Annotated in this window: 15 protein-coding genes; 14 read left to right on the forward strand and 1 reads right to left on the reverse strand. The window is 41.3% G+C overall.

Annotation, left to right across the window (positions count from 1 at the left end):
• The first annotated feature begins 5 nt into the window (after nucleotides 1-5).
• Genes MKP07_RS21590 through MKP07_RS39210 form a run of 6 tightly spaced genes read left to right on the forward strand, consistent with a single transcriptional unit; the run spans nucleotide 6 to nucleotide 3,152 of the window.
• Nucleotides 6-299, forward strand: a complete 294-nt coding sequence (locus tag MKP07_RS21590) for an MFS transporter (protein WP_240849032.1) — start codon at nucleotides 6-8, stop codon at nucleotides 297-299.
• Nucleotides 281-973 (forward strand): MFS transporter, encoded by a 693-nt coding sequence (locus tag MKP07_RS21595; RefSeq protein WP_394803684.1) that lies wholly within the window; start codon nucleotides 281-283, stop codon nucleotides 971-973. Before MKP07_RS21590 ends, MKP07_RS21595 begins: the two co-directional genes overlap by 19 nt.
• A 26-nt stretch (nucleotides 974-999) precedes the next feature.
• Nucleotides 1,000-1,266, forward strand: coding sequence for a hypothetical protein (locus tag MKP07_RS21600; RefSeq protein ID WP_240849034.1), 267 nt, complete (start codon nucleotides 1,000-1,002; stop codon nucleotides 1,264-1,266).
• Between the two features lie 22 nt (nucleotides 1,267-1,288).
• Nucleotides 1,289-1,609, forward strand: coding sequence for a cyclomaltodextrinase N-terminal domain-containing protein (locus MKP07_RS21605; RefSeq protein WP_240849035.1), 321 nt, complete (start codon nucleotides 1,289-1,291; stop codon nucleotides 1,607-1,609).
• 8 nt (nucleotides 1,610-1,617) lie between these two features.
• A complete protein-coding gene (locus MKP07_RS39205; RefSeq protein WP_262919411.1) occupies nucleotides 1,618-1,974 on the forward strand; it encodes an alpha-amylase family glycosyl hydrolase in 357 nt (118 codons plus the stop codon).
• Between the two features lie 20 nt (nucleotides 1,975-1,994).
• Nucleotides 1,995-3,152, forward strand: coding sequence for a cyclomaltodextrinase C-terminal domain-containing protein (locus MKP07_RS39210; RefSeq protein ID WP_262919412.1), 1,158 nt, complete (start codon nucleotides 1,995-1,997; stop codon nucleotides 3,150-3,152).
• Between the two features lie 71 nt (nucleotides 3,153-3,223).
• Here the strand turns inward: MKP07_RS39210 and MKP07_RS21620 are convergent, their stop codons facing one another.
• Entirely contained in the window at nucleotides 3,224-3,628 is a 405-nt protein-coding gene (locus MKP07_RS21620) for a VOC family protein (RefSeq protein ID WP_240849036.1), read from the reverse strand.
• Between the two features lie 443 nt (nucleotides 3,629-4,071).
• Between MKP07_RS21620 and MKP07_RS21625 the strand changes: the two genes are divergently transcribed.
• The 8 genes from MKP07_RS21625 to MKP07_RS41345 all read left to right on the forward strand — a co-directional run bounded on the left by MKP07_RS21625 (nucleotide 4,072) and on the right by MKP07_RS41345 (nucleotide 12,027).
• On the forward strand, nucleotides 4,072-4,248 hold the full coding sequence (locus MKP07_RS21625) for a hypothetical protein (protein ID WP_240849037.1): 177 nt from the start codon (nucleotides 4,072-4,074) through the stop codon (nucleotides 4,246-4,248).
• An 11-nt stretch (nucleotides 4,249-4,259) separates the two neighbouring features.
• A complete protein-coding gene (locus tag MKP07_RS21630; RefSeq protein ID WP_240849038.1) occupies nucleotides 4,260-4,706 on the forward strand; it encodes a hypothetical protein in 447 nt (148 codons plus the stop codon).
• 98 nt (nucleotides 4,707-4,804) lie between these two features.
• Nucleotides 4,805-5,185: a hypothetical protein gene (locus MKP07_RS21635; protein WP_240849039.1), complete on the forward strand. Its 381-nt coding sequence runs from the start codon at nucleotides 4,805-4,807 to the stop codon at nucleotides 5,183-5,185.
• 23 nt (nucleotides 5,186-5,208) lie between these two features.
• On the forward strand, nucleotides 5,209-6,480 hold the full coding sequence (locus MKP07_RS21640; protein ID WP_240849040.1) for a hypothetical protein: 1,272 nt from the start codon (nucleotides 5,209-5,211) through the stop codon (nucleotides 6,478-6,480).
• 29 nt (nucleotides 6,481-6,509) lie between these two features.
• A complete protein-coding gene (locus tag MKP07_RS21645; protein WP_240849041.1) occupies nucleotides 6,510-7,865 on the forward strand; it encodes a hypothetical protein in 1,356 nt (451 codons plus the stop codon).
• Nucleotides 7,866-7,898: 33 nt separating this feature from the next.
• The gene (locus tag MKP07_RS21650) at nucleotides 7,899-8,267 is read left to right on the forward strand and encodes a DUF6443 domain-containing protein (RefSeq protein WP_240849042.1); all 369 of its coding nucleotides are present in this window, start codon (nucleotides 7,899-7,901) and stop codon (nucleotides 8,265-8,267) included.
• Nucleotides 8,192-9,622 (forward strand): DUF6443 domain-containing protein, encoded by a 1,431-nt coding sequence (locus tag MKP07_RS21655; protein WP_240849043.1) that lies wholly within the window; start codon nucleotides 8,192-8,194, stop codon nucleotides 9,620-9,622. The genes MKP07_RS21650 and MKP07_RS21655 overlap by 76 nt, the downstream gene beginning before the upstream one ends.
• A gap of 5 nt (nucleotides 9,623-9,627) precedes the next feature.
• A complete protein-coding gene (locus MKP07_RS41345; protein ID WP_240849044.1) occupies nucleotides 9,628-12,027 on the forward strand; it encodes an RHS repeat domain-containing protein in 2,400 nt (799 codons plus the stop codon).
• Nucleotides 12,028-12,768: the final 741 nt, after the last annotated feature.

A 12,768-nucleotide genomic window follows, 5' to 3' on the forward strand; every position in this document is an offset into this window, starting at 1 on the left:
TACAAATGGCTTTTGGATTACAGAATGGTAACGCCAGCCGTATACTCGCCAATTTTGGGGCCGACGTGCACCAGCTTTCCTGGTTCTGGCTGGTTGCACCCATAACTGGTTTAATTGTACAACCCATTATCGGGCACATGGGTGATCACACCTGGGGCGCTATGGGACGTCGTAAGCCTTATTTTTTAATAGGAGCCATTCTTTGCGCATTGGGCCTGGTGTTTTTACCCAACTCCGCCAGTGTTACCCATTTTTTACGGCCAATGTATTATTGCTGGCCGTGGTGTTTCTTACTTTAATGGATGCATCTGTAAACATTTCTATGGAACCATTCAGGGCCCTGGTAGGAGATATGTTGTCCAAGGAGCAGGGCACGGTAGGCTTTAGTGTACAAACCATATTGATCGGTATTGGCGCTGTCATCGGCTCTTCCTTACCCGCCATATTAAGCTGGATGGGCGTATCGAACGTTGCTCCGGCGGGGTTTGTTGCTCCCAACGTAATATATGCGTTTTACGCCGGGGCGCTTATTTTGCTGGCCGCTATTTTGTATACAATCGCTACCACCAGGGAATATACGCCGGCAGAATTAAGTGCTTTTGCCGGCGAGAACCATGATGCTGAAGCGAAAGCCAGTTTCTCAGATATGTTTAAAGATTTTGCCAACATACCTGCGAACATGAAAAAGCTGGGTGTAGTGCAGTTCTTTTCCTGGTTTGCCTTATTTTCTATGTGGGTATTTACTACCAGTGCCATAGCTACTCATCATTTTGGGTTGCAGCCGGATGATACCCACTCCGAAGCTTTTAATAAAGCCGGTGATTTTACAGGATCCTTATTTGGCTGGTATAATTTCTTTGCGATACCTTTTGCTTTTGTACTGATACCATTAGCGGCCAGGATCGGGAAAAAGCAGACCCATGCTTTGGCTTTGGCCAGCGGTGGGTTGGGATTGATCTCCTTTTCTTTATAAAAGACACCAGCCTTTTATGGATCAGCATGCTGGGTATTGGTTTTGCCTGGGCCAGCATACTGGCGATGCCCTACGCCATGCTGATAGAAAGTATCCCTCAGCGCAAGATGGGCATTTATATGGGCATTTTTAATTTCTTTATTGTAATCCCGCAGATTATTAACGGGGTAATCGGCGGTCCCATCGTCAGCAAATTATTTCATAGCCATGCGATCTACTATCTCGTAGTTGCGGGGGTGCTGATGCTGATAGGAGCAGTATATGTATTGTTTATTAAACTGTCGGATAAATAGTTTTCAATTAAAAGTAAAGCAGATGATGAACCGGTTGATTTATATAATCGTATTGTTGAGCGTTTTTAGTTTTGCAAAGGCGCAGCAGGTGACGGTTTATCCCACCCATTGGTGGACAGGTATGAAATGGAATCAGCTGCAACTTATGGTGCGGGGCGATAAAGTAGCTGCAACGGTGCCCATGGTAAAAATGAAGCCCGAAGGTATGGAACTGGCGCCGGGTGTGCATTTGAAGCGGATACAAAGGGTAGCCAATAGTAATTATATCTTCTTTGACCTGGAGATTGCCGGCAATGCGCAACCGGGCTGGATCACTTTGCCATTTGTAGGAAAAAAGGTTTGAGATACGAGTTGAAGCAACGTAGAACGGGTAATGGTATAGCTTATGCGAAAGGAGTTACTTCTGAGGACCTGATGTACCTGATCATGCCCGATCGTTTTAGCAATGGCGATGAAAGCAATGATAGGGTAAAAGGAATGAAGGATCAGACCCTGAGACGGGATACCGTTTTCAACCGGCATGGCGGTGACTTGAAGGGTGTACAAAACCACCTGGATTACCTGCATGATCTTGGTGTAACGACTATCTGGCTCAATCCTGTTATAGAAAATGACATGCCCGAACGTACCGAACATGGCTATGCTTTTACGGATCATTATAAAATTGAACGAAGGATAGAGGGGAGAAAGCTTATCATGAACTGGTAGATGCGGCGCATGAAAAAGGAATGAAGATTGTGCAGGATGCGGTGTATAACCATATAGGTACAGAGCACTTTTTATTTAAAGATCAGCCGGACAGTAGTTGGTTTCATCGCTGGCCAAAGTTTACTCAAACCAGCTACAAAGACCAGGTAGTGTTTGATCCTTATGCTGCGGCAGCTGATAAAAAGGTTATGTCTGATGGGTGGTTTGTTCCTTCTATGCCTGATTGGGATCAAAGCAATGAAATGGTGCAGCAGTTCTTAATACAGCATGCCATCTGGACGGTGGAAGAATTTGGTATTGATGGTTGGCGTATTGACACCTACGCTTATAACGATCTGCCCTTTATGAACCGTTGTAACCAGGCTTTATATAATGACTTTCCCAGGTTGACCATATTCGGGGAAACATGGGTGCATGGTGTACCTAACCAAAGCTATTTCTGTGAAAATAACTACGAAGTACCGTTTAAAAGCAACCTGCAGGCTACTACCGATTTTCAGACCTTGTTTTATGGTATACAACCGGCATTAACACAGTCCTTTGGCTGGACAGAAGGGGTGAATAAATTATATACTACACTTGCCCAGGACTTTTTATATAAAAATCCCATGCGCCAGGTGATCTTTCTCGATAATCACGATATAGCCCGCTTCTACAGCGTGGTGAATGAAGATACAGCAAAGTACAAAGCTGCGTTTGCCTGGCTTCTCACCAGCAGGGGGATACCCCAAATGTACTATGGCAATGAAATATTAATGGCAGGCACTACCTCGCCCAACGATGGTTATGTACGACTCGATTTTCCCGGTGGTTGGAAGGGCGATACAGCAAATAAATTTACAGCGGCCGGGCGAACAGCCAAAGAGAACCAGGTGTTTGATTATATACGAAAGCTGGCTAACTTCAGGAAAAGCTCATCGGCTATTAAAACCGGTAAGCTGATGCAGTTTGTACCTTATGATGGTGTGTATGCTTATTTCAGGTATGATGCGCAACAAACTGTTATGTGCATCATGAATACCAATGATAAACCTTTTACGCTTGCGCTGCCGAGGTTTGCTGAAAGACTGGCTGGTTTTACCACAGGCAGGGATGTGGTAACGGGTACTACATTTTTGCTAAAAGACTCCATGACACTTCAGCCTATGTCGAACCTGGTATTGGAGTTGAAAAAATAATGGATTGTTTTTTTCAACAAGTAAAAGGCTTTCCGGATAGAGAAGCCTTTTACTTTGGTCTTTATTATCAATTATTGAGGAAACTGGCTCATGTCCATATAAGTGATTTCCCAGTTATGACCATCGAGGTCTTCAAAGCAACGCTGCTGCATAAAACCATAGTCCTTTGGCTCGGCGTATTCATTGCCACCAGCTGCAATAGCTTTATCCACTACCTCATTTACCCCCTCCGCGCTTTCAACTGAAAGGGCGTTTAAAACTGCTACTGTTTTTCGGGTATCGGCAATTTCTTTTGAAGTAAAATCTTTAAAGCGTTCGTGTATTAAAAGCATCACGAATATGGTATCGCTTACCACCATACAGGCTGCTTTGTCGTCAGTAAATTGGGGGTTGTTGGTAAAACCGATTGCTGTGTAAAAGTCCATCGATTGTTTCAGATCCTTTACAGGCAGGTTGATAAAGATTTGCTGGCTCATACTTATTGTTTTAATGAATGATTGTTTGTTGATACAAATTTACTAAGACAAGAAGTATTGATTGAGGTGAGAACAAGTCAATGAAGGGGTGTTTTGCGGCAGGAGGAATAGACCTGAAATAATTTGAAAACTGGTCGCAATAAAATACTTTTAAAAAATATTTGTTGAATTATTACGGAGTTGTATTTTTGAACACGCTAGTTATAACCAAAATGAAATAAAAGCAATAGCTATGATAAAACAAACTGCCCTGGCCTCATTTGAGTTTTTTCCCTTTGTAATTTTTTAGTTAAAAGCGAAGTATAGTAAAGTACTGAATATCCCCCGGAAGCAGATGCTCACATTGTTAGCACGTGCTTTTGTTGTGAAGGCGCAATATCAGGTATTTACTTTCAGCAAACATGAGTGCATAGATAAACTATAACCATTAAAACCAATTAATAATGAAGGGACTTATAACATTTATTATTTTGACTCTTACCTCTTCTCTAGCCTCTTCTCAAAATAACAATACTTACGAGGATTCAGTTGTATTTGATCCTAAAAGCAAGCTGGGAGATTATATAGAATTTGTCAAAACGATCCCGAAAAAAACGGATCGCCTGCATCCTATGAGATAGGTTTGGGTAATATGCGTAATAAAGCCAATGAAATAGTATATGTTGTTAAAGTTTCGGAATCCGGTCGTGGATCGTGGTGGGAAGCTGTTCGGGTAAATAGTAATCCTTACAAACTGCTGAATGGAGTGAATTTAGCTATTGACTACAATGCCGGTCAGAACGAGAACAAATTAAGGCTTAGAATAACAGGCTCCAGCCGTTTTGATACATCTGTAAAAGTGTATTTAAAAGTCAGGTCTGTAAGCGGAAATGCAGAGTGGAAATCCGTAAAACAAAAGGGTAACGAACCCGCCAGGATTAAATCATCCAGATTTGCCAGGAAGACTAATCCATTCTCTCAGAATTTGTACCAGCAGGCTGTAATGTCTATAAAAAGCGAATCACTTTTCCTATTTAAATCAGCGGATACCTTCAAACTTGAAAAAAATAGGGTACCAATAATAAGAATTTTTGGGTAATACTAATACTCTAGCTAATGTCCTCAATATTAAAGAATTTGTAATTGTAATCTATGTATCCATTTTATCCTAATTATATAAAAAACACATTGTTGCTTTTGAAGATTAAGATCGCCGTCTTTTTTGCTTTGTGCCCGTTTGTTTCGGTGCTTTCTCAAAGCACTCCATTTTTATCTAATCCTCAGGCCAGTTCTGCTGCTGCTGGAGGAAGTGCTTCTATGGGCCGGTTTCAGTTCTCCGTTCCTATTTATACTATACAGGTCGGCGACATGGCTATCCCTATTTCCCTTGATTATACAGGTGGTAGTGGTATTAAAACAGGTGATATAGCTTCCAATGTAGGGCTGGGGTGGAATTTAAGCATCGGAGGATCTGTTTCTGCCGTTCCTGCGGGTGTTACGGGCAATAATTTTTCATCAGAAAATATGTACTATTTTGCTTCGCCTACTGTGGGAGGAAAATATTTTTTGGGAGCCTGATACCCAGAACCACCGGTACATCTATGTTCCTCAATCCGTCTTATGCAGGATTTAGCAAAATTAAAACGGTATTCAATTCTTATGATCATCTACAGCCAATGCCGTCCACGGATACGGCTAAATACATAATAAATGAAATTAGTATAAGTGATAAAAACAATAATTTTTACCAGTTTATCGCTGAAAAAACAGTCGCAAGAAACAATCATCATATCGAGTTTGCAATAGGTGAAAACTCAACCACCACACCCAGGTTCGATGCATATGCTGCAAGCTGGGTTCCCAAGCAATTTTCTAATATTGAAGGAGTGGTGCTGTATCATTATGATACTATATATACGGCACACACCGCTTCTATAAGTTCTACTTTTAACCGTTATATAGGAGGTAATAGCAGCTATCCCTTGTATGGTTATGCTGATGTTAATAGTGTTACTTATTACAATGAAGAGCTGCGAATTAAGCAAATACAATTCCCTTTGGGTAAAGTGAATTTTGTTTATAATACCCAAAGCCGGGCTGATTATATCGGATCTTATTCTTTAAAGAAAGTGACCGTTGAGAACAATAAAGGAGAGATCATTAAAAGTATTGCTCTTAATTACAGGTACCTGATCGGTAATCAATCATTTCGTGAAGATAGTGTTGCTATTGATCAGTATGATAATAACTTTAATGTATACGATCCTAACTACAATTCGCTACGCCAAAGTACTTACAGACGCCTGATTTTAAATGGCGTTAACCAGGAGGACGTAAATGCAAATAATATGGACCTGGGTTATACTTTTAGCTACAACAATAGTATCGGACTACCTTCAAGATTGGAAGCCTGGATCTATGACGATTATTGGGGCTATTATAACGGGAAAAACAAAGATATTCAGGTAACCGGGGACAGTATTTATTATGCCAATGGATGTGCTGATGGCGACGAGGTAAAAGGGCAGCAGGGAATGCTTACCTCTGTAACGTTCCCTGGAGGAGCGGTGAGGCAGCATTATTTTCAGAGAATATATGGCAGTTTTCTTTACCCTGGTACTTTTAGCTCTGGTGTTGTCGGAGGCTATTTATACGCCGGATACCAGGATTATGATCCTGTTACGATGAGTAATGCTACACAGGTTAATTACCGTTATCACAATCCGATTAGTTTGTTAAAGCCAGTTTCTTTTAGCCGGTTTTCCATAAGTGTGCCCCAGGATATTAATCCGGCTAATGCAAACAATTGTAACACCTATCAAAATTTCGCTAGCCTGAGAAGTAATATGTCTTTTCCCTGGTTGGTTTATTAGGACCTTCTTATTGTTTTGACAGTGTAGAAGTGTATTCCAGCGATGCAACAACAGGGCATACCACCTATGTATATAAGAATTATGATGTTTTAGGTGTTAATCAATTCATTGGCGATACTTATATTTTTAACACCTATAACGGCTACAATAGGTGGGTTTATAAAGATCGTTATATGCCTTACAATGGCTATTTTGATTTGCCTGCAGATGATTGGCCCGAACCCAATATTGACGAAGCGGTAATGGCTGTTTTTGGTAATAATGCAATCATTGGCAGTCTTACCCAGGTTAAGAAGTATGATGATGTTGACCCCGGAGGAACTACTAATGTTTTTGATTCATTTGAAGGGTTCATGTTAGATTCCATAGGCAAATACGGCCGTGCCAATTATGACGAAAATTTTTCCTTGTGTAGCCCGTCAAGATATTCTGAGTATATGTACTATAATGTATATGCTCCTACTGCGCTTTATAATAAATCCGCAGTAAGTACCGAAAATAGAAAAGGCATACCACATACTTTAAATGATTATACGTATTTCTACCCCAATACAATGGATGTGCCTTCGTACACCAATCAGAATTTTTTACGTTACTCCTATAACGTTACTACCCCGCTACATAAATATCACCCAATAGAAATAGTTCAAGCGGAGGCATCTGTAAATTATAACAGGAAAATTAAAAATGGCGTATACTACGACAGGGATCTTAGTACCTTAAGACTAAAAAATATTCTAAACCTGGCTATAGATAGTGCATTGGATATTACTACCGCTAATTTTAAATTTGCAACCAGCCTTCCAGGAGACCCGGTGCCTCCTACAAGTTTTTTGAGCCATCCAATGCCAGATCCTAATGGTACTGAAGAACAGCAAAGAGCTTACTACTGGATGAATCCCAGCCCCGACTCCCGTTACGATACAACGATCAGTTTTAGGTGGGACGCGCAATTTGTCAGTCTTCTCGAAAAGAAAGTGAAAGGACAGCCTAAGGAAGTATATGTATATGGCTATAATACCGACACTTATGGAAAGTTGCTGGTAGCTAAAATTACAGGGAACGTTACCTATGAGCAGGCTGTGTCCTTAATAGATCAGTCATTGCTGAATAATGCGATTAATTATTCCGATGCCGCTGTACGAACTGAGTTGAATAAATTAAGAAACGGCTTACCAGGCGCTTTTGTTGAAACCTATACTTATAAGCCTTTAGTAGGTGTTACTTCAGTCACAGATGCGAGGGGGATAACTGTCTATTCCGAGTATGATAACTTTAATAGGCTCAGTGTTACAAAGGACCATGACGGCAATGTGCTGACGAAAAAATGCTATAGTGGTTATGGTCGTGAAATCAATTGCGCAACCGGAACACCTGTAAACTAATTTCCTATGAACCTAATTGTTAACATATCACATATGCAAGCTATTAAAAGACGCCGGGAGAAACTATTACTTGCTATTATTTCTTTATGGTGTATTAGTTTTGATATTTATGGCCAGCAGCCTTATGGATTACCCACCTACAACACTTCCAAACCGCTGGCATTTGAAAAACAATGGTCTACAAAAGCGCCCGGCATCACCAGCGAAAATATCCAGCTTAAGGGTATAGCTGAAGTGCAGGAAACGACTACCTACATGGATGGTTATGGCAGGCCCATACAATCTGTAGCAAAAAAGCGGCTCTTGCCACAAATGGGAGCAGCCTTATGGATACTTCAGGTGCTTCAGATCTTATTGCACCAGTGGTTTATGATGCTCTGGGAAGGAACCCATACGGATTGATGCCTTTTGCGCACAGCTCTCAAAATGGTCAGTTTGATGCGGCCGTATTTACCCACCAATACCAGGCTTTGTCTGCAAAATATGCAACCGATGGGGAAACAAAATTTTATAGTGAAGCGGTATTTGGTACAGGGGCGTTAGATGTTGGAAGTGCGATAGAATCTTATGCACCGGGTAATTCCTGGGTAGGAAGTAAAACTAACCCTGATCCGAGTGCCCGCAGATCGGTACAAACAAGTACTTATTTCAATACCAGTGCAGATTCTGTTTATGTTATTCAAACTGTAAACGGAAGCCCAGGCAGTTTGGGTGCTGCAAAATTGGGAATAGGTCTAATAGGAGCTTCATCCTTTTATGAGCAGGGACAATTGACTAAGATCGTTTCATCGAATGAAGATCACAAACAGGTGGTTCAATATATCGATGATAAAGGTAAAATGTTGCTGCAGAAAACGCAGCTAACAGCTTCACCCGACAATAGCTTGGGTTCAGGTTATGAAGGCTGGATCTGCACTTATTATGTTTATGATGATTTAGACAGGCTAAAAGTAGTGATACAGCCGGAAGGTATTAAGACGCTGTTACAAAATGGGTGGAATTTTACCAGTACCGTTTTAAATGAACAATGTTTTCGCTACGAGTATGATAAATATGGTCATGTGATCATGAAAAAATTTCCTGGCTCGGGTACCGATTATATGGTATACGATAAAGCTGGAAAATTGGTGATGACACAGGACGCCCGAAACCGCCCGCAAAATATCTGGAATTATATTCAATATGATACGTATAACAGAACTACCGCTACTGGAACCATCGTCAATAGTAATAGTGTAACAAGTATATGGGCTCAGGCGCAATCAAGCAATACCTTTCCTGTATTGGATTACACAGCCCACGAACTATCTGCTAGCTATTACGACAATTATAATTGGGTGGGCAATAATGGAGCGCCTTTTATCCCGGCAGATGTGGCTTATTCAACCAGCCATGAAAGCTATTTTGTTACAGGATCAGCAGGTAGTTTTCCGTTTCCGGAAACTAATGCGATGACCAGCAATACTAAAGGAATGGTTACCGGTGGGAAGATGGCAATATTAAACAGCCCACAATATTTGTATTCCTTATCGCTTTACAATGATAAAGGCCGGAACATTCAAACCAAGAGCTTTAATCACACCGGCGCAGCAACACCCGACGTTGTCACTGCACAGTATAGTTGGTCCGGGCAGGTATTAACTGCTGTAAATACAGTGAATAAAGCAGGTGGCAACGCACTTCAAACGGTAACTGCAACCAGTTATAGTTATGATATGTTGGGTCGTTTGTTGACTACCGGGAAAAAGTTGCGGTAACTATTGTGGCTACCAGCTCAACAGTGACGACCGAAAAAATACTGGCCCGGCATTTATACGATGAAATGGGGCAGGTTAAAACAAAATATTTAGGTGTAAACCCACAAAACCTGTCGCAGGTAGTAGAAACCCAGGATTTTGAATACAATATAAGAGGGTGGCTCAAGGGAATGAACCGGCCTTATATCACCGAGACTTCCGGTGGTGGCGGTTCAGCGCCGGCTCATCTTACCGTCAACCAATATCAATCGGGACAAACGTCTTATGTAGCCTCGCAAAGCATTACGTTTACCGATGGATTTGAATCGGGGCCCAATGCTAATTTCAGGGCTTATATCGATCCCAATCTGCCCTCATCCTCCGGTAGTCGCTATTTTGGGTATGAGCTTGCTTATGATAAAGTGAGCACGGGCACAGGTTTACCGGCATACAGTAAAGGCCAGTTCACCGGTAATATTACCGGCATTACATGGCGGGGGCAGGCCAACGGCGCCAAAGTAAACCGTTATGATTTTGATTATGATGCCACCGGCCGGTTATTAAAAGCAGGCTTTGGCCAGTTGAGTGGTGGTGTTTTTAGTAATAGTACCAGCAATTTCAATATGCAGGTGGGGGATGGCCAAAACCCGTTAACGGCCTACGATGCCAATGGGAATATACTCAAACAAAGCCAGTATGGGTTAACCGCTGCCGGCGGAAGCTCCATACCCGTAGATGACCTTACTTATCAATATACTGCCGGTACCAATAGGCTGGCAAAAGTTACAGATGCCATTACCAACACGGCTGCCTATAACCTGGCCGATTTTAAAGACGGGGCTAATGGTGGGGACGACTACGACTATGACGTGGAAGGGAGCCTGATAAAAGACGAGAATAAGGGCATCTCCGGTATCGGCTACAACCTGTTGGGTCTGGTGGAGCAGATAGTAGTACAGGGTAAGGGTACCATCAGTTACCAATATAGTGCAGATGGTAGTAAATTAAGTAAAACCACCTCACCTCTATCAGGTAGCCCGCGTACCACATTGTATGTGGGCGGTATGGTATTTGAAGATAATTACCTGCAGTTAGTATCAATGGAGGCGGGGCGCATCCGTTTCAATGCGGGTAATACTTTGGTAGCTGATTATTTCCTGACCGATCATTTGGGTAATATTCGTGTGGTGGTGAGCGACGATGCCAGCTTACCGGATAAGGTTCTGGAAGAAAATCATTACTATCCCTTTGGTTTACATATGAAGGGTATGGGTTATCAACAGAATATTGCCGGCGTTACCCCCAATAAATATAAATTTAATGCGGGCAGTGAGTTGAATACGGATTTTGATATTCAGATTTATGAAACGGCTTTTAGAGGATTGGACCCGCAAATAGGAAGATTTTGGCAGGTGGACCCTATGGCTGGCTTGTATCTGGTTAATTCTCCCTTTCACTATGCGTTAAATAACCCAATTGCCAACAATGACCCTACGGGTGCGGTTACCAGAAATGATATATACGGTTATATTGGCGACTTGTATGGAAGTGGTCATGGGGGATCCTGGGAAAAAGGTAAAGGATTTTCGTTTTGGGGTGCCGATGACCCGATGGCCTGGTATACCGGAGCCAGTATAATTCAAGAGTTTGGATTATACGGACAATTAGGAATTACAGATTCCTGGGAAGGTAGTCGAAACTCATTTTACCGGAGTGGTGGTAGGAGAGGGTCTGACTTTCTCTTTGAAGGAACCACTACTGTCGGAGAAATTTCCAAACCGGTATTAGTAAAGGGGAAAATCAAAAACAATACCTGGCAAACAAATGAAATAATTTATCCGGATGACTGGGGTGGCTCGAGCAAATGGTTGGGCCCTGAGAATTCACTGGGAATGCTAAAGGCTCAGGCGTACTTTGAACAAAATGCGATACATAATGGACTGGAGGCAGCACAGGCAAAAGCGAAAGCGGAAGGGTTAGATCCCTATCACCTAACGAAATTTAGCGATGCTGCCCAAGCTGCAATTGGTTTTAGGCAAATGTCTTATGGCGCAGTGGCAATTTTGGCATCACCTTTCATGATGGAAGCTGGGGTTGCCGCATTGCCGTCATTATCTAATGGGATTGTTAATGCAGCTACTCAAATTGGAGGTGCCATACAAAATGCAGGCATTTCCACACATTTCTACATAAATAGTGGAATTAACTCAGCGAAAGATGCATTGGTCTATACTTATCTTCGTACGTTGTCTATTCAAAATTTTGCTAAAATAGTGGCAGCCCAAAAAATTCTAATGAATTCTATAGATCTCAAGCAAGGGGATGTTTATGCTGCTTGGTCCGTATTAGGAAATATTTCAGGCGCTTTTGTACCTCCGTTAAAACCAAGAGGTATTCCCAATGCAAATACAGTTGGGTTAAAATAAAATCGTTAATATATTTGATAGATGTATGAGAAAGATATCTTGATGTCAAGATTTAAAAATATTCTTTATCGAATTGATCGATCTAAGTGGCATTTATTACATAATATCACTGTGGAGAATTATATTCATCATTTAGGTGATATAAATGATGATAAAGAAAATAGTATTTGTAGAAAAACTATTATACTATATCTAGAATTATTGGAAAATTCTCAACTCTTAGACATTGACTATAATTTTAGCACTAATCTTTTTATAATTACATTAACAAGCTGAGATCATTTTATTCAGAAAGAGTCGGGTTTATATTGGTTCCATCTAAAAGCACATCGATCGTTTATCTTATTATTCTGATTTTAATCCTATTCCTCTTGAACGATCTCTATTTCACAATATTTATTTGCCTACTTTTATCAGGCTACTTGTTATTTGTATTCTATAAATGGAGGCAGAAAAAGATATGTGGGTTATTCGTTTAGTACAATACTATCTGCTACTTGGTTTCATCGAGTCAGCCTGCAACTAGATAGGTGGTTATATATCCATATTGGCCTATCTCTAGCTGGAATAGTAATTCTGAGGTCCTCCCATATTTAGTAGCAGCCTAAACTAGAAAATTGGCGCTATTGAGGTCCTCCCATATTTAGTAGCAGCCTAAACTAGAAAATTGGCGCTATTTTCCTGAGATATTATGCCTGCGTGCGGAATGATGTGTGGTTGCTTTTTTACTTTTTTTCTTAA

It is taken from the genome of Paraniabella hibiscisoli (assembly GCF_022512515.1).
Taxonomy (GTDB): Bacteria; Bacteroidota; Bacteroidia; order Chitinophagales; family Chitinophagaceae; genus Niabella; species Niabella hibiscisoli.